This window comes from Ruegeria sp. BHSB064 (genome assembly GCF_059613205.1).
The window spans coordinates 1-22,189 of sequence record NZ_JBXWSB010000079.1; the positions used below are offsets into that span (position 1 = coordinate 1).

Annotated in this window: 15 protein-coding genes and 1 tRNA gene; 6 read left to right on the forward strand and 10 right to left on the reverse strand. The window is 56.3% G+C overall.

The window, feature by feature from the left end:
* Window positions 1-459: isocitrate/isopropylmalate family dehydrogenase (locus AC2FNU_RS16910; protein WP_496790586.1), on the forward strand; the 459-nt coding region annotated here is incomplete at its 5' end.
* 53 nt (window positions 460-512) lie between these two features.
* Here the strand turns inward: AC2FNU_RS16910 and AC2FNU_RS16915 are convergent.
* Entirely contained in the window at window positions 513-2,687 is a 2,175-nt protein-coding gene (locus tag AC2FNU_RS16915) for a transglycosylase domain-containing protein (RefSeq protein WP_496790591.1), read from the reverse strand.
* A gap of 258 nt (window positions 2,688-2,945) precedes the next feature.
* Between AC2FNU_RS16915 and AC2FNU_RS16920 the strand changes: the two genes are divergently transcribed.
* Window positions 2,946-3,284 carry a P-II family nitrogen regulator gene (locus tag AC2FNU_RS16920; protein WP_170537262.1) on the forward strand — a complete coding sequence of 113 codons (339 nt, stop codon included), beginning with the start codon at window positions 2,946-2,948 and terminating at the stop codon, window positions 3,282-3,284.
* A gap of 34 nt (window positions 3,285-3,318) precedes the next feature.
* A complete protein-coding gene (locus AC2FNU_RS16925) occupies window positions 3,319-4,632 on the forward strand; it encodes an ammonium transporter (RefSeq protein WP_496790599.1) in 1,314 nt (437 codons plus the stop codon).
* Between the two features lie 70 nt (window positions 4,633-4,702).
* On the opposite strand, the gene AC2FNU_RS16930 is transcribed toward AC2FNU_RS16925, so the two are convergent.
* The 4 genes from AC2FNU_RS16930 to AC2FNU_RS16945 all read right to left on the reverse strand — a co-directional run bounded on the left by AC2FNU_RS16930 (window position 4,703) and on the right by AC2FNU_RS16945 (window position 7,664).
* Window positions 4,703-5,887 (reverse strand): amino acid aminotransferase, encoded by a 1,185-nt coding sequence (locus AC2FNU_RS16930; RefSeq protein WP_496790601.1) that lies wholly within the window; start codon window positions 5,885-5,887, stop codon window positions 4,703-4,705.
* Window positions 5,887-6,741, reverse strand: coding sequence for a 3-mercaptopyruvate sulfurtransferase (gene sseA, locus AC2FNU_RS16935; RefSeq protein WP_480801600.1), 855 nt, complete (start codon window positions 6,739-6,741; stop codon window positions 5,887-5,889). Before sseA ends, AC2FNU_RS16930 begins: the two co-directional genes overlap by 1 nt.
* Before the next feature lie 93 nt (window positions 6,742-6,834).
* Entirely contained in the window at window positions 6,835-7,104 is a 270-nt protein-coding gene (locus tag AC2FNU_RS16940; protein WP_171096622.1) for a CBU_0592 family membrane protein, read from the reverse strand.
* A complete protein-coding gene (locus tag AC2FNU_RS16945; RefSeq protein ID WP_496790604.1) occupies window positions 7,101-7,664 on the reverse strand; it encodes a helix-turn-helix domain-containing protein in 564 nt (187 codons plus the stop codon). Before AC2FNU_RS16945 ends, AC2FNU_RS16940 begins: the two co-directional genes overlap by 4 nt.
* A 108-nt stretch (window positions 7,665-7,772) precedes the next feature.
* Here AC2FNU_RS16945 and ilvD point away from each other — a divergent pair, with 108 nt between their 5' ends.
* The gene (gene ilvD, locus AC2FNU_RS16950) at window positions 7,773-9,605 is read left to right on the forward strand and encodes a dihydroxy-acid dehydratase (RefSeq protein ID WP_496790607.1); all 1,833 of its coding nucleotides are present in this window, start codon (window positions 7,773-7,775) and stop codon (window positions 9,603-9,605) included.
* A gap of 78 nt (window positions 9,606-9,683) precedes the next feature.
* On the opposite strand, the gene AC2FNU_RS16955 is transcribed toward ilvD, so the two are convergent.
* Together AC2FNU_RS16955 and AC2FNU_RS16960 are read right to left on the reverse strand one after the other, a co-directional pair.
* Window positions 9,684-10,340, reverse strand: a complete 657-nt coding sequence (locus tag AC2FNU_RS16955) for a hypothetical protein (RefSeq protein ID WP_496790610.1) — start codon at window positions 10,338-10,340, stop codon at window positions 9,684-9,686.
* 283 nt (window positions 10,341-10,623) lie between these two features.
* Window positions 10,624-11,442, reverse strand: coding sequence for a sulfotransferase family protein (locus tag AC2FNU_RS16960; RefSeq protein ID WP_496790613.1), 819 nt, complete (start codon window positions 11,440-11,442; stop codon window positions 10,624-10,626).
* Window positions 11,443-11,585: 143 nt separating this feature from the next.
* Here AC2FNU_RS16960 and AC2FNU_RS16965 point away from each other — a divergent pair, with 143 nt between their 5' ends.
* Together AC2FNU_RS16965 and AC2FNU_RS16970 are read left to right on the forward strand one after the other, a co-directional pair.
* Window positions 11,586-13,163, forward strand: a complete 1,578-nt coding sequence (locus AC2FNU_RS16965) for a DUF5928 domain-containing protein (protein ID WP_496790616.1) — start codon at window positions 11,586-11,588, stop codon at window positions 13,161-13,163.
* A 329-nt stretch (window positions 13,164-13,492) separates the two neighbouring features.
* Window positions 13,493-17,092 (forward strand): flavoprotein, encoded by a 3,600-nt coding sequence (locus tag AC2FNU_RS16970; protein ID WP_496790618.1) that lies wholly within the window; start codon window positions 13,493-13,495, stop codon window positions 17,090-17,092.
* Here AC2FNU_RS16970 and AC2FNU_RS16975 read toward each other — a convergent pair.
* The 3 genes from AC2FNU_RS16975 to AC2FNU_RS16985 all read right to left on the reverse strand — a co-directional run bounded on the left by AC2FNU_RS16975 (window position 17,089) and on the right by AC2FNU_RS16985 (window position 22,155).
* A complete protein-coding gene (locus AC2FNU_RS16975; RefSeq protein ID WP_496790622.1) occupies window positions 17,089-18,252 on the reverse strand; it encodes a hypothetical protein in 1,164 nt (387 codons plus the stop codon). The two genes, AC2FNU_RS16970 and AC2FNU_RS16975, sit on opposite strands and share 4 nt — an antisense overlap.
* Entirely contained in the window at window positions 18,253-21,540 is a 3,288-nt protein-coding gene (locus AC2FNU_RS16980; protein ID WP_496790625.1) for an adenylate/guanylate cyclase domain-containing protein, read from the reverse strand. It lies immediately after the preceding gene.
* A 538-nt stretch (window positions 21,541-22,078) separates the two neighbouring features.
* A tRNA-Met gene (locus AC2FNU_RS16985) sits at window positions 22,079-22,155 on the reverse strand.
* Window positions 22,156-22,189 lie beyond the last annotated feature (34 nt).

A 22,189-nucleotide genomic window follows, 5' to 3' on the forward strand; every position in this document is an offset into this window, starting at 1 on the left:
GTTGAGCTGAGCCATATGTACGCCGACAACGGCGCCATGCAGCTGGTGCGCGCACCCAAGCAGTTTGACGTGATCCTGACCGACAACCTGTTTGGCGACATTCTGTCCGACTGCGCCGCGATGCTGACGGGTTCTCTGGGCATGTTGCCATCGGCTTCTCTGGGCGCGCCGATGGCCAATGGCCGCCCCAAGGCGATGTACGAACCGGTCCATGGCTCGGCCCCGGATATCGCGGGTCAGGGCAAAGCCAACCCAATCGCCTGCATCCTCAGCTTTGCCATGGCGCTGCGGTACAGCTTTGATCAGGGCGAAGAGGCAGACCGCCTCGAGGCCGCGATCGAAAAAGTTCTGGCTGATGGCGTCCGCACCGGCGACCTGCTGGCGGATGAAGGCGTCACTCCGGTCTCGACCACCGAAATGGGTGACGCGATCCTGGCAGCATTGGATGCCAGCGTCTAAACCACGCTGGAATTGAATTGCAAAAGGCGGTGCCCAGCGCACCGCCTTTTTTGTTAGTTGCCGCCGAAAATGTTTCTCAGCAGGTTGTTGATGTCCTCGGCAAAGCCGCCACCCCTGCGCCGGGGCTGCGGTTGCGCAACCTGAACCGGTGGTTCCGGTGCCATCATCGGCAAAGGAGTGGGTGTCATCCCTTCGGTAACGCGCACCATGGTCTCTTTCCAGATTTCGGCAGGAAGCCCGCCCCCGGTTACGCCAGACAGCGGAGTGTTGTCGTCATAGCCCATCCAGACACCGGTCACATAGTCAGCCGTAAAGCCGATGAACCACGCGTCCCGCGCGGCCTGTGTGGTCCCGGTTTTACCTGCCACCTGCCAGCCCGGCAATTTGGCACGCCCACCGGTACCTTCGGACACCACACGCTCCATCATCCAGGTCAGCTGTTTAGCGGCTGCGTCGTTGATGACCCGCTCACCAATACCGGTCGTTGTGACCATAACGGGCGTGTCATCACCCAACAGCTTCAGCTCGGTCAGGCCATAGGGTTCCACGGCCGATCCACCGTTCAGAATGCCAGCGTAAGCTCCGGTCATCTCGATCAGCGTGCTTTCCGACGCCCCCAAAGCCAAGGCAGGACCTTGCGCCAGATCGCTGGCAATACCAAAGCCGCTGGCGACGGTGCGGACGTTATCCAAACCCGAAATCTCGGCCACTTTCACAGCCGGAATATTCAAAGAGTTCATCAGCGCATCTGCCAACGTCACCCGCCCATAGAACTTGTTGGTGTAATTCTTGGGGCACCATTGACCTGATCCGGGGATGTTCACGCAATAAGGTTCGTCCATCACTGTATCCAGCGGAGAATACCCAAGTTCCAGCGCGGTGGCATAGACGAACGGCTTGAAAGACGATCCAGTCTGGCGCAATGCCTGCGTTGCCCGGTTAAACGCGCCTGACACGCGCGTCTTTCGCCCACCAACCATGGCACGCACCGCACCATCTGCCGACATCACGACAATTGCGGCCTGCGCCTCGGACCCTTCGCGCACTTTTTCTTGGAAAATGAATTTCAGCGCTTCTTCGGCAGAGGTTTGAATGCGTTGATCCAGGGTGGTGCGGATCACCACATCCTCGGTCGTGTTGCGGGTAAAGAATTCGGGGCCACTTGCCATGACCCAATCTGCGAAATATCCGCCTGCGCGCGCAGCGGCGGCTTCTGAAAGTTCTGCAGGTCTGGCACGCGCTTCACTGGCTTGTGCAGCGCTTAGATAACCCTGATCTTCCATCAGACCGATCACAAGCCGCGCCCGATCCTGAGAACGTTGCAGGCTGTTCGTTGGGGCATACCGTGTGGGTGCCACCAGCAGACCGGCCAGCATCGCGGCTTCCGCCGGAGACACTTCCGCCGCTGACTTGCCAAAATACCGCTGGCTGGCGGCCTCGAACCCGCGCGCACCGGCACCAAGGAAGGCGCGGTTCAGGTAGATCGTCAGTACCTCGTCCTTGGAATACTTCGCCTCCATCGCCATGGCATAGACCGCTTCCTTGGCCTTGCGCCAAAGCGAGCCTTGACGGCAATCGGCCTCATAAGCGGCTTCAGACTCCCATTCCAACGGATCATACGGCACGCCCAGGCACAGCAGCTTGGCAGTCTGCTGGGTGATGGTTGAGCCACCATGGCCCGACAAAGGACCGCGCCCTTCGCTCAGGTTGATGCGCACGGCACTGGCAACGCCGCGCGGGCTGACACCCAAATGGCGATAGAATCGCTTGTCTTCGGTCGCGATCACCGCGTTCTTCAGGTGGGGCGACACTGTATCCGCCGTTATCACCCCGCCAAACTGATCCCCGCGCCAGGCAAAAACCTTGCCATCGCGGTCCAGCAACGTCACTGACCCGCGCGCGCGCCCGTCCAACAAGGCATCCACGTCGGGCAGAGTTGTATAAACGATGCCAACCGCCAAGGCGATCAGCGCAACGACAATTGCGCCCACACGCCAGGTCAGACCCCAGATCAGCCTCCAGATCCAGCGGAACAGACGACGGAAGATTCCTCCTCCGCCCCCACCCGCGCTTTTGCGTCTGGTCTTTCGCGTGGTTTTTCGGGTGGTGGTTTTGCGCGCAGTCGATTTCTTGCCCGCCGGGCGCTTGGACGCCGACGGTTTACGACCCTTTGACGGGTATCTTTTGTCCGCAACCAGTCGCGGCTTTCGGCGCTTGGACTCAGTCATGCTCAAACTCTGCCCGTTGTTCTTTTGCGCCACCATACCCCGGCGACCCGTCTATGTAGAGGTCCGAATTTCCGGAATTTCCCCTCATCATTTCGCCTGTTTTTTAGTCAGATCACATAATTTGTGCAAAAATTGTGCAACATTGCGCCATTTTGCTGCGCAATTACGACCCGTCACCGTTTCTTACACCGCTCCGTCACGCTTTTTTTCTGCAGGTGCAAACAAACCGGTCCCGCCGGACAACCAGAGGGGAAAGACGTGAAACTGATCATTGCGACAATCAAGCCGTTCAAGCTCGAGGAGGTGCGCGAGGCACTGACCCAGGCTGGCGTGCGCGGCATGATGGTGACCGAAATCAAGGGCTTCGGCTCGCAGTCCGGTCACACCGAAATCTACCGTGGGGCCGAATACGCCGTGAACTTTGTCCCCAAGATCAAGCTCGAGATCGTGGTGCCTGCCACAATGGCCGACCAGATCGTCGAAACCATCACCAACACCGCCAAAACCGGCAAGATCGGTGACGGCAAGATTTTCGTTCTCGATGTCGAGCAGGCCCTGCGCGTGCGGACCGGGGAAACGAACGAAGAGGCGCTGTAAGGCGTCCCGACTCACAAACATTCGAGGACTGACAATGAACCTGATGAAATCTCTCATCCCCGCTGCCGCGCTTGTCGTGCTGCCGCAGATGGGTCTGGCGCAAGAGGAAGCCGCCACCGGCGAAGCTGCGCTGCACACCCAGTATATCTTTACCACCCTGCTGTTCCTGATGGCGGGCTTTCTGGTTTTCTTCATGGCCGCAGGCTTTGCCATGCTGGAAGGCGGCCTGGTGCGGTCCAAGAACGTTGCCATGCAGATGACCAAAAACATCGCGCTGTTTTCCATTGCCGCGATCATGTACTGGCTTGTCGGCTTCAACACGATGTATCCGGGCGACTTCAATGGTTTCTTTGCCATTGGCGGTCCAACCGTGCTTGATCCGGTTGGTGTTGATCCTGCCGAGGCTGCTTTGGACTACGCCTCGATCGGCTCGGACTTCTTCTTCCAGCTGGTCTTTGTGGCGGCAACCGCGTCGATCGTGTCGGGTGCCGTGGCTGAGCGTATCAAGCTGTGGCCCTTCCTGATCTTCGTCGTCGTGCTGACCGGTATCCTGTACCCGATCTCGGGGTCGTGGAAATGGGGCGGCGGCTGGCTGGACGCCATGGGCTTTTCCGACTTCGCCGGTTCGACCGTTGTACACTCGGTCGGTGGCTGGGCTGCTCTGGCTGGTTGTCTGATCCTTGGCCCGCGTATCGGCAAGTACAAGGACGGCAAGGTACACCCGATGCCCGGTTCAAATCTGGCGCTGGCGACCTTGGGTACTTTCATCCTGTGGCTGGGTTGGTTCGGTTTCAACGGCGGCTCGCAGCTGGCAATGGGCACCGTGGGTGACGTATCCGACGTATCGCGCATCTTCGCCAACACCAACATGGCCGCCGCAGCCGGTGCTGTCGCAGCCCTGATCATGACGCAGGTCCTTTACAAAAAGCCTGACCTGACCATGGTGCTGAACGGTGCGTTGGCCGGTCTGGTGTCGATCACCGCTGAACCTCTGGCTCCGACCCTGTTCGGCGCGCTGTGGATCGGTGCCGTGGGCGGTATCATCGTGGTCTTCGCGGTTCCGATGCTCGACAAGCTCAAGATCGACGACGTTGTCGGTGCCATCCCGGTCCACCTGTTCGCAGGCATCTGGGGCACCATCGCCGTCATCTTCTATGGCGATGCCGACCTGATCACCCAGCTGACCGGCATCGTGGCCTATGGTGTCTTCACCTTCGTCGCCGCTCTGATCCTGTGGTCGATCCTGAAAGCCACCGTTGGCATCCGCGTCAGCGAAGAAGACGAAATCAACGGTCTGGACATGGCAGAACTGGGTATGGAAGCCTATCCTGAGTTCTCAAAGGGCTAAGGCGCTTTTACCTCAACAAAAAAATCCGGGCGTTCGCGCCCGGGTTTTCTTTTTTGGAATGTTCTCAAGATCAAACGCCGACGTCGACGATTGCTTGCGCCAGAATCGGCACCGTTGTCGCGTTCAGGCCAGCGATGTTCAGGCGGCTGTCACCTACCATGTAGATACCGTGATCGGCGCGCAGTTTTTCGACCAGTTCCGGTGCCGCGCCCAAACGTGAGAACATGCCACGGTGCTGGGCGATGAAACCGAAACGGTCGGACCCGCTCAGGCGTTGCAGTTCGTCCGCCAATTGCTGGCGCAGGCCCAGCATGGACAAACGGATCTCTTCCAACTCGGTGGCCCAGTCAGCCCGCAGCGCGTCATCCATCAGGATCGTCGTCACAACCCGAGCGCCATGATCCGGCGGGAAGGAATAGTTCTGGCGGTTCAGAAACGCCAAAGTCCCCTGGTTCAAAGCGGTTTGCCCTGCATCGGCGCTGATGGCCATCAGCAAACCAGTGCGTTCACGGTAAACACCGAAGTTCTTGGAACAGGACGCTGCAATCAGGCATTCCTTGACCGAAGAAGCAACCAGACGCGCCGCTTGCGCGTCTTCTTCCAGCCCGTCACCAAAGCCCTGATAAGCAATGTCGATCATCGCCACGAGGCCAAGCGCGTTGATCAGGTTCACAACTTCTTGCCATTGCACCATGTTCAGGTTGGCACCGGTCGGGTTGTGGCAGCAGCCATGCAACAGAACCACGTCACCTGCTTTGGCGGTTTTCAGATCGGCCATCATCCCGTCGAAATCAACGCCCCGGGTTTCGCCATCGAAATAGCGGTACTGAACGGTCTCCATCCCCAGATAGTTCAGGATCGACAGGTGGTTCGGCCAGGTCGGGTTCGAAACGAACACGCGCGCCGAAGGGTTCGCCATGCGGACCATCTCGAACGCCTGACGGCAGGCACCCGTGCCGCCGGGGGTCGCCACAGCGGCAATGTTGGCGCGCGGAACCGAGGTGCCCAGAATCAGCCCGATCATCACATCGGCATAGGCCGGATCACCTGCAAGGCCGGTATAGGCTTTGGTTTCCTGTTCTTCCAGGATGCGCTGCTCTGCAGCTTTTACTGCGCGCATCACAGGTGTTACGCCGTCCGCGTTTTTATAGACACCCACACCCAGGTCGATCTTCTGATCGCGCGGGTCTTCGCGGTACATCTGCATCAATGCCAGAATCTTGTCGGCAGGCTGCGGCTTGAGGTTCTCGAACATCAGTTCTCTCCGGTTGCGACGGGCAGGGTTGGGAAGGCACCCCATTCAGCCCAGGAGCCGTCATAAAGCGAGTGGTCTTTCTTGCCCATACGTTCAAGCGCAAGGCTCAGAATGGCGGCCGTGACGCCCGACCCGCATGAGGTAATCGCAGGTTTGGACAGATCGACGCCAGCGGCTTCGAAAATGGCGCGGCAATCCTCGGGCGATTTCATTGTGCCATCTGCATTGAGCAACTGGCCGAACGGGACGTTGCGGGACCCGGGGATATGGCCCGAACGCAATCCTTCGCGCGGCTCGGCTTCAGCCCCGGCAAACCGACCGGCAGAGCGTGCATCGATAATCTCATGATCGGCCAGCTTGGCTGCGGCGGAAACCTGAGTGACGTCCCGAACAAGCTGGTTTTGAACGCGCACAGTCATGTGACGATCGCGGATAACCGGCGGCAGATCCTCAAGCTCGCGTCCTTCGGCTTGCCACTTGGGCAAACCGCCGTCCAGAACCGCGATGTTTTCCTGACCCATCAGACGGAACAACCACCAAACGCGCGCCGCTGACATCAGCCCGGCGCCGTCATAGACGACAACCTGATGACCATCGCCCACGCCCATTGCCCGCAGGCGCGACATGAATTTCTCGACCGGAGGAGCCATATGCGGCAGCTCTGAACGGTGATCCGAGATTTCGTCAATATCAAAGAACCGTGCCCCTGGGATGTGCCCGGCATCGTATTCGGCTTTGGCGTCGCGGTTCTGCGCGGGCAGATACCAAGACCCATCCAGAATCCGCAGATCCGGGTCTTTCATATGCGCGGCCAGCCATTCAGTAGATACGAGGGTTTTTGGATCGTCCTGCATCAAAGCCTCCCCTAAGCGAGCTTGGATTTTCCCTATACCCCGCGTCTTTTAGGTTCAAGTCTGGATAGCGCTAGCGCCTGATACCCGCTTGATTTATCGCGCCCGGCGCAGGCGAAAGTGCTGAATGATGCCGATGATACTGATCAAGATCCAAAAGCCCTCGATCAGCATCGAGGCCAGATTGAAATTCTCAAGCAGGGAATAGACGATCAGCACCGACCCCAGCAGGTTGACGACCGGAAAGGCCAGGTCGTCAGAGTTCATCATCCGCATTTGTGTCGCGAAATAGGCTGCAACCACAATAAGGGCTCCGAACGAGCCGATGGCGTCAACGATGGTGAGGCTGTCGAAAAATGCGGTCATGACTCTGTCTTGGTCGTCTCTGAATACTCGGTGTGTTGGGCGTAGTGATGCATGTTCAGAAAAGTTGCCCCCTGCGGACCCGCGCGATAGCCATGCGGCAGATCAGCGGCAAACCGCAAGCCTTGCCCTGCTTGCAAGGGCACCCAATCCCCATCGCGCAGTATGTCGAGGGTACCGTCAAGAACAAAGACTTCTTCCGTCACGCCCGTTGCGTGCGCCGGTGACTCGTGGCTTTGGTTCGGGGTCAGGCTGACGTGAAACGTCTCGGCCCTCAGCGCTGGATCAAAAGGGAAGACGATCTTGACTTCGATACTGCCGGGAAAGGTGACAGTCTGAAAAACAGAGGGGTCGCCCTTGGCCGTATCGATCAACGCACTCAGCGGCACCTGAAAGCCTTTGGCGATCTTCCACAGCGTGGCAATCGTCGGGCTGGATTCGCCGCGCTCAATCTGACCCAGCATAGCTTTGCTGACGCCCGTCAGCTCAGCCGCTTTTGACAGGCTCAGACCCGATGCCGACCGCACATCTCGCAGCCTTAGCGTAATGTCATCAGCATCCATTTCTGTGCCCCGCGAATCCTCTTGTGCGTTATAACGCACATGTGCTACGTGCGCTATAACGTACGAACCCAAAGACATGCAACCCGAGGAAATAGGGAATACAGCATCATGCCATTGTACCGATCCAGAACCTCTACCCATGGCCGCAACATGGCCGGTGCCCGCGGATTGTGGCGTGCCACAGGCATGGGCGATGATGATTTCGGCAAGCCGATCATCGCCATCGTCAACTCGTTCACCCAGTTTGTGCCCGGCCACGTGCACCTGAAAGATCTGGGACAGATGGTGGCGCGCGAGGTCGAAGCCGCTGGTGGCGTCGCAAAAGAGTTCAACACCATCGCGGTGGATGACGGTATCGCCATGGGCCATGACGGGATGCTCTATTCGCTGCCCTCGCGTGAGGTGATCGCGGATTCTGTGGAATACATGGTCAACGCGCATTGCGCTGATGCGATGGTCTGCATCTCGAATTGTGACAAGATCACTCCGGGCATGTTGATGGCCGCCATGCGCCTGAACATTCCGGCGATATTTGTGTCTGGCGGTCCAATGGAAGCGGGCAAGATCGACATCGCCGATCTGGAAGCGAAGAAGATCGATCTTGTGGATGCAATGGTCGCCGCCGCAGATGACAAATTCACCGACGAGCAGGTTCAGCACATCGAAGAAAACGCCTGCCCGACCTGCGGGTCGTGCTCGGGGATGTTCACTGCCAATTCGATGAACTGTCTGGCCGAAGCGCTGGGTCTGGCCTTGCCGGGCAACGGATCGACTCTGGCAACACATGCCGACCGCAAAGAGCTGTTTCTGGAAGCGGGTCGCCGTATCGTTGAGATCACCAAACGGCATTACGATCTGGACGAAAAAGGCTTCCTGCCGCGTGAGATCGCAACTTTTGACGCGTTTGAGAACGCCATGAGCCTCGACATTGCCATGGGTGGGTCGACCAACACCGTTCTGCACCTGCTGGCGATTGCCAATGAAGGCGAGGTGGATTTCACCATGACCGACATGGACCGCCTGAGCCGTCGTGTACCGTGCTTGTGCAAGGTCGCACCGAATACCGAGAACGTGCATATGGAAGATGTCCACCGCGCGGGCGGCATCTTCTCGATCCTCGGCGAACTCAGCCGCGCGGGTCTGCTGCATGAAGATTGCAGCACGGTGCACTCGGCCACGATGGGCGAGGCGATTGCCAACTGGGACATCAAGGTCGCCAATAACCCCAAGGCACAAGAGCTGTTCAAAGCAGCCCCTGGCGGTGTGCGCACCACACAGGCATTCAGCCAGTCGAACCGGTACAAAGAACTGGATACTGACCGCGAAGGCGGCGTGATCCGGTCTAAAGAACACGCTTTCAGCCAGGATGGTGGCCTTGCGGTTCTGTTCGGGAACATCGCCCGCGACGGCTGCATCGTGAAAACCGCGGGCGTGGATGAAAACATCCTGACGTTCACCGGATCTGCCTATGTTTGCGAAAGCCAGGATCAGGCTGTCAGCGACATCCTGACCGGCAAGGTGAAAGAGGGCGACGTGGTTGTCATCCGTTACGAAGGTCCGCGTGGCGGTCCGGGGATGCAGGAAATGCTCTACCCGACCTCGTATCTGAAATCCAAAGGTCTGGGCAAAGCCTGCGCCCTACTCACTGATGGACGTTTCTCGGGCGGTACTTCGGGCCTTTCAATTGGCCACGTCTCGCCCGAGGCGGCCGAAGGTGGTGAAATCGGACTGGTCAAGAACGGCGATACAATTGAGATCGACATCCCCAACCGCTCGATCCATCTGGCCGTGTCGGATGAGGAACTGGCTGAGCGCCGCCAGGAGCAAGACGCCAAAGGCTGGGAACCTGCCGCGCCGCGCAAACGCAAGGTCTCTACAGCACTGAAAGCCTATGCCAAACTGACCACCAGCGCGGCAAAAGGGGCTGTGCGCCAGCTTTGAGTTAGAAACCGCTTAAAAACGGCCCACCCATTCGGTGGGCTGTTTTGTCCGCTATGCGGACAAAGTCGACTTTGCGTTCTACCCGGCTCGTAGTTTAGTTTCCACAAAATCTAGAACTTCGGCACCCTCTGCAATAAGTTTGTTTTCGCAGACTGCCTCGTGAGCATTTGTGCAGATGAAAGACCAAACCGCATAAATCTCATCTGCAATCAAAATGGCAGCGTAGCATCTCTTTTGACCGTCAGCGCAAGCCACATTCGCCTTGTTTTGAATGGGGTGCATCTCATCAATTAGAGCCGCCACCGATGCATTCGGCAGCCCTGCAAAATGATGGTGTTCAAATACTTTCAAACCCAATTCTGTGGATAAATACAAATCAGCAGGGAGGTTCTTCAACTCCGTTCGAAGCTGATTGTTGCATGCCTTCCGGCTCCACTCCGAGGACAGCTTTGGGCAAATTTCTTGTGATATTCCGCACTCGCCGTAGGTTCCGCAGACACCAAAATTTATTTTAATATTAGATACTTCTGCGGGCTGTGTTGGCTCGGTTGCAAATTCGCGCATCGCAGTTTTATAGCTTTGGGTCGCAAACCACCGAGGCTCACCGAATGGCCCGCTTCTTCTAAATTTCGGAAGAGGATCAGTGCTGTTTGGCGGCTCAGTAAGTCTTAGCACCGATACCACTGGCACAGAAATCACGAAATCGCCCAATCGAAAATAGGCGTCGGTCGCCAAGAACTCTGGGTCTGGTCGGTCCAAGTCGTTTCCGCGTGGGTAAAATGCCCAAATTAATACGGTGAATACAAGAGCGGCGACAAGAAGTGTAGTTCTCTGCAAAATAGGTTGTCCAATCGACCGAGAATGCAAGTTGGCTAATTTATGTCATCACTATCAGACTGCTTACACACTACCATTGCCAGAACGCAAAACAACAGACGCGAACACTTAGGGCTCAAAGCAGACACTCACCTGCCAATCATGTTCTAGGCAGATAGATCTCTGCCGGGGACCCCTGCCCTCAATCACCCAGTTTAGCGTGAATTTCATCCAGATCGATTTCACCGATCGGCATCTTGTTGGCCGGGTTTTCGAAATCGTATTTGAACAGCTCGAAATCCTGTTTGTAGATTTCATAAACCAGATGCATCGACAGATCGTCGAAGTAATCCTCGACCGGATGGGCGCGTTTGGGGCCGTGGCCTTCGGATTCATTGAACCGCGGAATCTCGGACAATGATACAGGGTGCTTCAATTCGACATGATCCAGAACACCCTGCATCCCGTCGTTGAACGCTTCGGTCCAGAAAATCCGGTCATAACGCCCGCCATTCACGATGAAGGTCGACACATGACCCGACATGGCGGACCAGTGAATGTCCGGATCCATAGGGCGCCGCCAGCGGATCGTGTCGCGCGCAAACAGCAGGAACCGACGGAAGCTGGCAATTTGATCGAATTCGCCCTTACCGTCATCTCCGCCAACTTCGATGCCGTAGTTGTAGATCAGCGTCGGCACCAGATTACCCCTGTATCGCTTGCCGTTGCGTTGGATGCCGCAGATCTTGTCAAAGAACGAACTGAGGATGCGGGTATAGGGGTTGCGCACGCAGGTGAATGAATATGAGGCGTGGCTGCGCACGTTATTGGTGATCAGGCCCTGACTCTGATCAAAAGCCCATTTGTGCATACCGTCCTTGGCATCGTGGATGTCGCCGTCAAAAAACTGACCGTGATCCGAGTAATACATGATCTGGCCAATGGTCGAGCACGCGCATTTGGGCACCACACGGTACACCATGCTTTCACTCTCGGTCATCCAGGTACCGGGAAACCCCATCTGCTGTGCCTCCTTCGCTGGTCAGGTCTCGATCCGATACGCCAGCGTTTGGTAATAAAGAACCAAAATTATTCTGTTTATTCAATCGCGCATCCTCAGTATCACGGTTGAAACCGGGCAGAAATGGAAATTACCTGATCACAATGGCAAAGATTGCCTACATATTGCTGTGCCATAAGGACCCCGAGGCCATCATCGCGCAGGCCGAACAGCTGACCGCTGCGGGCGATTGCATGGCGATCCACTTTGATGCACGTGCCAGTACTGCTGCGTATGACCAGATCCGTAGCGCGCTGCGCGACAACCCAAATGTGACTTTCGCTGAAAAGCGCATCAAATGCGGATGGGGAGAGTGGTCGCTGGTGCACGCCACGCTGAACGCCTTGAAGGCTGCGGTCGAGGCGTTTCCCCGTGCCACGCATTTCTACATGCTGTCTGGCGATTGCATGGCCATCAAAACCGCCGAGTACACGCACAGTTTTCTGGACGATCGCGACAAGGATTTCATCGAAAGCCACGATTTCTTTGAAAGCAACTGGATCAAGACCGGCATGAAAGAAGACCGTCTGATCTATCGCCATCATTTCAACGAACGCACTCAGCCCAAACTGTTTTATTCTGCCTACGAGATGCAGAAACGTTTTGGTCTGACCCGGGGTATTCCCGAAGACCTGCAGATCATGATCGGCAGCCAATGGTGGTGCCTGCGCCGCCGCACCGTTGAAATGATCCTAGACTTTTTGCGCCAGCGACGAGACGTGATCCGGTTTTTCTCAACCACTTGGATCCCGGACGAGACCTTCTTTCAGACACTGGTCCGCCATCTGATACCAAAAGGTGAGATCGAAAACCGCACACCAACCTTCCTGATGTTTTCAGACTACGGAATGCCGGTCACTTTCTACAACGATCACTATGACATGCTTTTGGGTCAGGATTACCTGTTTGCCCGCAAGATCAGCCCCGAAGCACATGAACTTAAGGACCGCCTGGGGTCGCTTTATGCCAGTGAAGGTATTGAGTTTCCGGTCTCGAACGAAGGGCGCAACCTCTTTGCATTCCTAACCGGACGCGGGCGTATCGGCCGCCGATTTGGGCAACGTTTCTGGGAAGCCGGTCACGCGTTGGGCCCCGAGCGCGAGCTTTTCGTCATCGTCTGCAAGAAATGGCACGTCGCCAAGCGACTGGTCGATCAGATCGCATCCGAAACCGATATCCCCTGTGTCGAGTACCTGTTCAACGAAGAAGAGACACAGATGCCCGATCTGGGCGGAATAGAAACGAGCCTCGCCAAACGCTCGCGCCACAGACGGGCCGTGGTGAGAATGTTGTTTGACAGTTTCGGGTCGGATCAACTGGTTCTGTGCCTCGACCCCGCCAACCTGGACGTGCTTGAGGATTTCTGCGGCGATCAGGCCAAAACCCATGTGCTCGAGATCGAATGCGAGTATTCGGACGACTATCTGATCGGCCATGCACGCCGCGTTGGATTGGCCGGAGAAAACAGCCCCGCAGAAAACGTGGCAAAACTGCTGCCGACACTGCGCAATGATCTGAACTATGAGTCACAACAAATCCGGGCTGCCGGGCTTGAGAATTATCTGCGCCTGCGTGAAACGGCCCCGCGCAGCGAAAATGAAACCGTCATCGCCGGGTTTCTTGGTGTGAGTCAGGAAAAAGCCAGCGCCGTCATGCGGCTGGACTATCTGTTCCTCGACTAAGCGAAACTCCGGCCTGGATTCCGAACGACAACGGGCACCTCAAGATGGTGCGCAGCAAGCGCCGCCTCAACCTGCTTTTGCCCCACGGATCTTCAACCCGGCGATCAAGTTCACTGTATTCGTGATTTTTGTCTAAAAATCGGATACTGTGCGGCCAATTAGGCCGATTTGTTCATACTTTTCCGACCAACAGATCAGTCTCGACCAGTGAAAAGACGCCGAACAGGACGATCTTTGGTGCACAAAGACCAATGCCTGTCCGGGAAACACACAGACATTCTGCTGGTCCAAATTTGAAATTTGAAACGCAACTCCGGGGGGACATAGTTGTGACCACAGATCAAATTGCCAATGCCAGATCATATATTCCAAGCGACGCAGACTGGACCCTGATTTACAAAGTCCTGCCAGGCGAGGCCGAAGTGGCGGACCCTGCTGTCATCAATCCACATTTCGAGTGTATCGAAGTGACCGGAAACACGGTCCTGCCTGCAAAGGGCATGTATGTTGTGCTGCGCGGTGTCGTTCAATTGCGTCAGAATGGGCACCCGCTGGCCAGCGCAGATGTGGGCGACTATTTCTACGAAGAACACCTTCAGATCTCGGACATTCCTGTCAGCCTCGAAGCTCTTGCGTTGGACGGCACATGTTTGGCCTATTCATCGAGCGATAACTGGCGGAAGATACCGGAAGAGGTACGCAAACCCTGTTTCGCCACCATGTTCGGGGATTTGGTGAGCGTCCAGTTGCAGAATTTCCAGCAACCGATCAACTGTTGCAGCGTGACGGCGGCGGCGCTCAGCATGTCGGCGCTTGGGTTCAGTTGCGAGGTCAATGACATCTTCCGCGAATGCGCGTTACCTTCGTCCTTTGTGGTGAATGACGGTATCTCGCTGGGGGAACTGTTCGACGTCGCCTGCACCTATATTCACTCGCAAGGGCTTCGGGACCGGGTACAGGTTCAGGCTTATTTCATGGATGAAGACACAACCAGCGTTCCCCTGCTGCTTGAGGCAATCGACGAATCCAACCGGTTGGGCGGAGAAAACGATATTCTGGTGGCGAATTTTCAGGTCGGTGTCGCCCATGGCAAAGAAAATATGCCGGGCGGCCATTTCGCCGTCATCGCCAAATGCAATCCAAGCACAGGTCTGGTGCATATGATGGATGTGCATCCTGAAAAATACGGCAAGCTTTGGGTGACAACGATCGAGCGATTGTGGAAGGCCATGTCAGATCGTGACGGAACCTCAATGCGGTCGCGGGGCATTCTGCGCTTCTCGGCGCGTGCTGCGGTCAAAACTCATCTGAAAACATTCAAGCAGCGATGCAACTACGTCGACAGCACGCGCTATCTGGCGAAAGATCCCAAAAAGCGCCGCAACCTGTTCCGCCGGGCGACGCCCAACATGAATTCGCTGGGTGTGCTGGCGGAAAGCCTGGCCATTCATGGCGACAACCGCGTGGATGAGGACGAGCTTCTAAGGGCGACTGAGGCGTCGTTCACGGAAGCTGTCAGCCGGGTCGCCACCGCAAAAGACATGCACGAGATGGCGGAAAAATACCTCAGCCAGTCTGAAAACGTGCATCTGGGCAGTACCTTCCAAAGCTTTGCTACCCGCAAGGACACATCGATCCAAACCCCGCAGGATTGGTTCAAGGAACAGTTAAAAAGTCTGAATACCAACAAAGATCGTCACCTGATGATCAATATCGACTTCAACCGCGTCACCGGGATCGAAGCGATCCGCCCGCCGGAAAACGTCTATCGGGAAACTGCCCTGCTGGAAGAGTTCTGGTGTCTTTGCATCGCCTATGACGAGGACACCGATGTTGTCACCATAGTCGACATGAGCCCCGCGACCTCTCAGGTCTGGCAAGCGCCACGCGGCAACATCTTCCGTGGGCTACGCGATCTTGAAGATCCCGCATTGGTGATGATCGAAGAAATCGACCCGCCCGAAGACCCGAGCGATGTTGTCAGTATCCTCAAGCACAATACGATGGTTCTGTTTTATGAGGATGAAGACCCCTGGTCCTATATGCTGCGCAGTATTCTGTCGAACATCGGCGCGACGACCGTCAAGCAGATCGACGTAGGCGGACGCGATCCCAATATGATCCGAATGCGGCGGCAACTGGTGACGCTTGGTGGGCGATCGGACGTTCCGTATTTGTTTTTCCAAGGAGAGTGCATCAGCAAAAGCGAAGAACTGGAAGACATCGTGGACATGATCCGGGCCGGTGAATTGCAGGCCAGGATGCGCAAAGAAGGGCTGCCTGTTTCCGACCTGAATGAAACCCCCAGCCTTGAGAAGAACCCGTTCGGCTATCCCAAAGGGGTGATGAATCAGGTCAACGCCGGCAAACGCAACGTATTGTTGTGTGCTTGTGGTTCGTCCGCAGCAGATAAAATCCCTGAACTTGTCGAACGCATCGTCGATGCCGGGCACAACGTGAAACTGATCCCCTCGGTCTCGGCCGAAAAGTTCTTTCGCGATTTCGGAGCCGAGAGGATTGACGCCAAAATCACCCATCACGACTACTACCGGGACGATGATGAGTGGAATTTCCGCTATATGAAGTTCGACATGCCGGTGCGCGCCTCGCATCTGGCGCTGTGCGACTGGGCCGATTGCGTCATTGTGGCCCCCATCACCTGCAACACGATGGGCAAGGTGGCCAACGGTATTGCTGACAACCTTCTGACCTCGGTTTTTGTGGCGTGGCAGTACCAGAAGAAGCCGGTGATCCTATGCCCCGCCTGCAACACGAATATGTGGAACAACATCACCACGCAAAACAACGTCGACAAGCTGAAGACGCTGGGCGTCGACTTCATCGGTCCGCGCGAAGGGCGCTTGTCAAATGGCCGGATGGGTATCGGAATGATGGCCACGCCGGATCAGATCATGGAAGCTTTGGCCGACGCCTTTGAGGAGTTGGATGACCAGAAATACCGTGTCTGCAAATGGGCGCGCGAGGCCGCCGCCGCGGATGACATCAACGAATGGAGACGCGTGTTCCGCGCCATCGACGAAGGCATCGTCGGGGTCAATATCGTGGACGAAGCGCATGGCGATTCCTTGCTGCACTATGCAGCCGGTGGTGAAGGTGAACTGAACGAAAGCGGTCATGATCTGGGCAAACCAGATTATGAGGCTGCGCAGGACCTGATCAAACGGGATATCGACGTCAACATCGTCAACGATCACGGGTTCACCGCGCTGCATGTGGCAGTAATGAACAAAGCGCCCAGGATGGTTGAAATCCTGCTGGGGGCTGAAAACATGGACGCGACCTCGTGCATCGATTTTGTGCAGGGCATGACGATCGAACCCGAAATCCGAACCATGCTGGACAACTGGGCGCGCGATCACAACGTGAAGGTTGCTGACCCTGAAGAAGGGCGCGATGAAAGCTTTGTCGCGGTGCAAGAGCCGACCTATCTGTATTTCACATATGGTTCGCTGAAACAGGGATTCCCCAACCACGAAGCGCACAGCAGGGTGTTGAACGACTTTGTCGGCCCCGCCCGCACCCGGCAACCCATGCCGCTGATTGTCCCGAAAGAGCCATTCTGTGACAATCCGAACTGCGGGTATCTGCACCGAATGGCGACGCTTGTGGATCAGCAGGGCATGGGCAAGCAGGTCAGTGGTGAAGTCTATCGTGTAACGGAATCCGGCTTGCACGAGCTGGACAAGCTGGAAGGGTATCACGGCCCCAACTCGACCGAAAATGTGTATGTGCGCAAGAAGATCAACGTGGTTGTGAACGGCGTAATGAAACCCGCATACGCTTATGTGATCGCGGAGCCAGAGAAATACCTGAAGAACTTGCGCGATGGTACGTCAGAGATGGTCAGCGATTACACGTTGGACATGGCGCAGGGCGAGCCCAAACCGGGGTTTGAACCTGTAGCTTAACCGTCTTGCGTGCTGATTGGCGGCGGCTCAGGGCTTTCCTTCAGGCTGAGATTGTAAGCCGTGATCGCCACCATGCACAGCAGCACAAACGGCCAGAAACTGGCCTTGGGAATAAGATTGTCCCGGTAGTGGATGATCCGCAGCGACGGCACCGCCTCGGAGGCGAAGAGGTAGGTGTTGACCGATACCGCCAGCAGCATGAAGTACATCAGGAAAAAGAACGACTCCATGTAGATCACAGGCGAACCCGCAAAGCCTTCGCGCAGCTGCACATGTGCCAACAGGATCACAAAGAACAGAACCGAACAGGTGCCGATCACGCTGGACGTGCTGAAATCATGCCGCTCGGCCAGACCCTCGCGGCGGGTGACTGTCATGACCGCACCGAACAGCAACATCGTCACAACGATCAAAGGAACCATATGAACGATAAACGCATTGGCAAAATTGCGTTTGATGACGAAGTTATAGTGCAACTCGGGCGCGTTGGTTTGATAGGCGTTCTGACCGATGCCCAGCGTCGTATCCAGATTTGACAGTTTATAGTCGAAATAGGTGTTTTCCCGCTCCCACGTCCCCATCACGATCTGATTATCGATCCCAAAAATATCGTCTGGTCCGGTCGCCGGATATGCCTCGAAATCCGGAACCAATGCGACGGCATCCTCAAACGAGGAAGGCCAGAACCGCACCCAGACCGTTTTGTGATCAAAAGGGTAACTGGTGTAATCAAAGCTCTGGCGCAGGGTTTGTTCGAAATACCAACCCACCAATACGCCGTCAGGTTGCGGCAGCCGATACGCCTCGGCAATCAGACCATTTGCACTATCCACCGCTTCGGGCAGAAGAAAGCCGACCTCACCCTCGGTCGGGAGGATCCTGTCATGCACGCCCGTCTCATAGTGCTGCCAGATATAACCGGTGACCTGAACATCGCTGGCCCCCAGAAAGCTGAAGGATTTTATGAAAATCCCTGTCCGGACATAGTAGTCAGGCTTCACATCCAACTTACCCAGATATGAGTCTACGGCGGCCTGATCCGGCAATTGTGTCGGATCGCCCTCGAAATGGTTCAGTTCGATCCAGAGTTTCAGCAAAAGAACCGCCAGCCCAAGGGTCAGCAGGCCAGAGATAAGCCAGACCTTCTTCTCGACGCTCATTCAGCCTCCTGCCTGTACCGTCAGAAAATCGGCGCGTCCCAGCAGGGATTGAGTAATGCGCATCTCGGCAAATTCACCTTGCAGGTTGGTAAAACTCTCATGTTCGCTGGGCACGATACCCTTTTGCCCGCATTCCGCCAGAAACCGCGTCTGGCGGATGGACAAATCGACCATTGGCAATGGTTCCCCCGCCGTAAAGGCCGCCAGTCCATCCGCATAGTCATTTGCCGCTTGCCAATTACCTCGTGCCAGCATGACTGCACTGGCATCGGGGTAAAAGTGCAGATGGCTATGACCGACGCACCCTTCTGCAATGATTTCGGTCCCCAAATTCAACAGGCGCATTTGTTCATCCGGGTCGGTTTCTGCCATCGCCAACGCCGATAATGCCTTAGGCCCTACAAAATTCCGCCCATGTTCCAGTGCAATCTCAACCGCCCGTCGGCCTGTTTCCAAAGCCTGATCCATTTGCCTGGAATAAACCTGCGTGCGGGCCAGATGTTCCAACGCCTGTGCCTCAAGCCGCTTTGCCCCAATGCGTTCTGCGATCTCGGCGGAAACCCGGAAAGCCTCAAGCGCGCGGTCGAGATCACCCAAAAAGGTCTCAGCCACACCCAGGCAAGTCTGAGCCACACATTCCGGCACGAAAGCAAAATACTTCTGTGATACTTCAATGGCTTCATTTGCGTCGGCGCGCCCTTGTTCCACATCCCCTGTGTAGCTGCGCGCGACGCTCAGGTTGTGCAGATTGGCCGCCAAATCCCGAACCAGACCCTTTTCACGCGCCCGATCAACGGCTTGCGTGTAAAAACCAGTCGCCGTCTTCATGGTGGCCTTCATGAAGTTGGCATCACCAAATCCACTGAGCGCCCCCACCTCAAGGCGCACGGAATCCAGTTTGCGGGCCAAGGTGAGCGCCCGCTCATTGGCACTCAGCGCTTCCTTGTCACGGCCCAAGGGGAAATACACATTGCCGCGCACATAGTTGATTTGGGCCACGTCCCGTTCAGAGCCCGCACGCTCGGCTGCAGCCTCTGCCGAATCCAGCGCCTCAAGCGCGTCCTGATACAGGCTGGCCTGTCGCGCTGCCTGTGCCAACCCGATATGCGCCCGGCTGATTTGCTCATCCGTCTCCGCAAGACCCGCCGCGTCCCGGAACTCCTGCAAAGCTTCGTTAGACAGGCCCTGCAACCGATGCGTCTCACCCCGTGCACACAGCAGGTCAAACCGAACGCCTGCGGGGGAAGGCAGCTCCAAAGCACGTTCGATCAACGGGCTGGCGTCGTCGAACCGGAACGCGTGAATCAGCTTGTCGGCTGCGTCCAGATAGGCTTGCGCGGCATTGTTGGCACCCGCCCGGTCCAGATGTTGTGCGCGCAAGGTCGCATCACGATCTTCGAACCATTTGGCCGCCTGACGATGCAAACGCGCACGTTCGGATTTGACCAACGTGGCATATGATCCATCCCGGATCAGCGCGTGCGCAAACATAAGGTCTGCCTCGGCCTCTCGTATCAGGGCCGAACGGATCAGATTGGTGGTATCCAGATGGCCTTCGCCGAGTATGTAATTCAGAACCTCGGGCGAGAATCTCTGCCCCAAAACCGAAGCTGCCTGAATGGCGCTGCGACTTGTACGGTCCAATGCATCCAAACGTGACTGAACGATCCCCTGAATACTTCCGGGCACCGTTTCCTGCTTGAGCACATCAATGTTGCGCAACAACTGTTCCAGGAACAGAGGGTTTCCACCGGCGCGTTTGACGCAAGTGTCCAAAAGCTCGGGATCAATGGCTGTAAACTCCTCAACCAGCTGCCGCGCCTGGTCTTCCCCCATAGGGGCCAATTCCAACTTGGACACAAGCGCGCCGTCTGTGGCCATTTGCCAATCTCGATCAATCGGGTCCCCTTCGACCCGACTGGTCATCATCAAGACACAGGGGATTTGCCGCGTTGCTGCGGCGATATGTGCGCAGGCCGCGAGAATGTCGGGTGACGCCCAATGGATATCTTCGATCTGGATCAGCAAGGGTGCGTCCTGACTGCGGGCCATCAGCAACTCATCAATGACCTGCCTGCGCCCACGCAACCGGGTCTTGTTGTCCATAACGGCATAGACCTCCGCCAAACCCGGATCTTGCTCAAGCTCAAGCAATGCGTTGAGATGCGCTGCATTGGATGGGCTGACCCAGCCTTTCGCGATCGCTTCCTTGGCCACGGCGGCGCCAGTTTCTGCCCGATCCGATGGGTCAAGTCCCAGAACACTGCGGGCCACGGACTGAATGGCCGAGTGCCCCTCACGCGCGCCAAAATCCATAACAACGCCATTGTGGATCGAATAGGAAAGGCTTTTGGCCAGCTCGGCCACCTGTTCAGACAAATGAGTCTTGCCGATCCCCGGTTCGCCCAGAACCACGTGGACCTCGCCTTCTCCGTGTCGTTTGCACCGGTCAAACGTTGCCGAAAACAAAGACATCTCACGGTCGCGCCCGATGAACTTATGGCGTCTTGTCCGAATGTTCCGGGCCAGACGATCCAGACGCCAGACTTCGACGGGTTCATTCAATCCTTTGATATCCTGCACACCGATAGACTCGCCCACAAACAGTGGACCCAAGGCGCGCTGGATGTCGTGAGAAACAAGCGTTTCTTCACCTTTTGAGATGTCGGTCAAGCGCGAGGCTAAATTGACCCCATCGCCGGTAACGGTGTATTCCGTGTGCGCTTGGCTGCCGGTTGTGCTGGCAATAACCTGCCCCGAAGCAATACCGATGTGACAGGACAGCGGTGGTGTCAGTGTTGGCAATACAGCATGTATCTCGGCCGCCGCTCTGGCTGCCCGTTCCGTGTCATTCGTATGTGAAATAGGTGCGCCGAAAACGGCCATGACCGCATCGCCAATATGCTTGTCTATACGCCCCCCAAATTTCTCAACAACGTTGTCCACCTTGCCAAAGAACTGATTGAGCAACGCGTGCAGATCTTCGGCGTCCAGGTCTCTAGACATCTTTGTAAACCCAGTCAGGTCAACAAACATCACGGTGACCTGCCGTCGCGCAGGTTCTATCGACGCCGTAGTGTCTTGAATTGTGGCCACTTCGGTCACGTCGAGAGTTTCAATCGCACGCAATAACCTGCGACGATCACCAACCGCAGTGACCCCGATTTCAATAAGATCTTCTGCTGTCAAATCTTGCAGAATAGAAAAATCGATCTTGTTGTCTAGAAAGGCTTGCGCGTAGTCAGACAATCCAATTGCGCTTAGCCACTTGCTCAGGTCCTGAGACATGCCGCCCCTCTGAAGTCCCCCTACTTCAAATACACCTCTAGCACGGGCGGTACGCTAGAGTCTGCAAAAACCAAATTAAATTATGAATATGTGTGTGTTTAATTTTGGCGGCAGGTCGTTTTGCCGGCGGCATTCAATCAACCAGTCTTGTGGACTGTTTGTAGTATGTTGGTTTGTTTTGTTGTTTTCTGACGTTGGTTTCGGCTCGAGGCTTTGACGCTACGGTCCGGCGCATTGCGCGTTCGTCGGGTGATCGATCCAGTGAATCGATCACAATTGCTCCTCACCCTTCAGGTTATGGTTGAAGGGACCGTGGCCCCAGTGGGGCCGCGAACGCCCTGATGACGACGAGGTTTGATCGTTCGTCTAACAGTCTTGAGGACTGTTTGTGGATTGACCGTTCTGTTTGGGGGTTGGTTGCGGGGAGAGGATTTGAACCTAGGACTTTCATGTTATGAGCCTGACGAGGTGAAGACGTTAAGCAATTGATCCAGTGGATCAATTGTAGTCTGAACGGGCTGCTGTGGATTTTCCGACCTGGTTGCGGGAGTAGGATTTGAACCTACGACCTTCAGGTTATGAGCCTGACGAGCTACCGGGCTGCTCCATCCCGCGTCAGGGTCGGAAAGTGTGATATCGTATTAGAGAG

What these genes read in the sequence shown, in the direction of transcription:
- AC2FNU_RS16915 (WP_496790591.1), bottom strand. Translation starts at nt 2,687, where the DNA reads ATGACTGAGTCCAAGCGCCGAAAGCCGCGACTGGTTGCGGACAAAAGA.
- AC2FNU_RS16925 (WP_496790599.1), top strand. Translation starts at nt 3,319, where the DNA reads ATGAACCTGATGAAATCTCTCATCCCCGCTGCCGCGCTTGTCGTGCTG.
- AC2FNU_RS16930 (WP_496790601.1), bottom strand. Translation starts at nt 5,887, where the DNA reads ATGTTCGAGAACCTCAAGCCGCAGCCTGCCGACAAGATTCTGGCATTG.
- sseA (WP_480801600.1), bottom strand. Translation starts at nt 6,741, where the DNA reads ATGCAGGACGATCCAAAAACCCTCGTATCTACTGAATGGCTGGCCGCG.
- AC2FNU_RS16940 (WP_171096622.1), bottom strand. Translation starts at nt 7,104, where the DNA reads ATGACCGCATTTTTCGACAGCCTCACCATCGTTGACGCCATCGGCTCG.
- AC2FNU_RS16945 (WP_496790604.1), bottom strand. Translation starts at nt 7,664, where the DNA reads ATGGATGCTGATGACATTACGCTAAGGCTGCGAGATGTGCGGTCGGCA.
- ilvD (WP_496790607.1), top strand. Translation starts at nt 7,773, where the DNA reads ATGCCATTGTACCGATCCAGAACCTCTACCCATGGCCGCAACATGGCC.
- AC2FNU_RS16960 (WP_496790613.1), bottom strand. Translation starts at nt 11,442, where the DNA reads ATGGGGTTTCCCGGTACCTGGATGACCGAGAGTGAAAGCATGGTGTAC.
- AC2FNU_RS16965 (WP_496790616.1), top strand. Translation starts at nt 11,586, where the DNA reads ATGGCAAAGATTGCCTACATATTGCTGTGCCATAAGGACCCCGAGGCC.
- AC2FNU_RS16975 (WP_496790622.1), bottom strand. Translation starts at nt 18,252, where the DNA reads ATGAGCGTCGAGAAGAAGGTCTGGCTTATCTCTGGCCTGCTGACCCTT.
- AC2FNU_RS16980 (WP_496790625.1), bottom strand. Translation starts at nt 21,540, where the DNA reads ATGTCTCAGGACCTGAGCAAGTGGCTAAGCGCAATTGGATTGTCTGAC.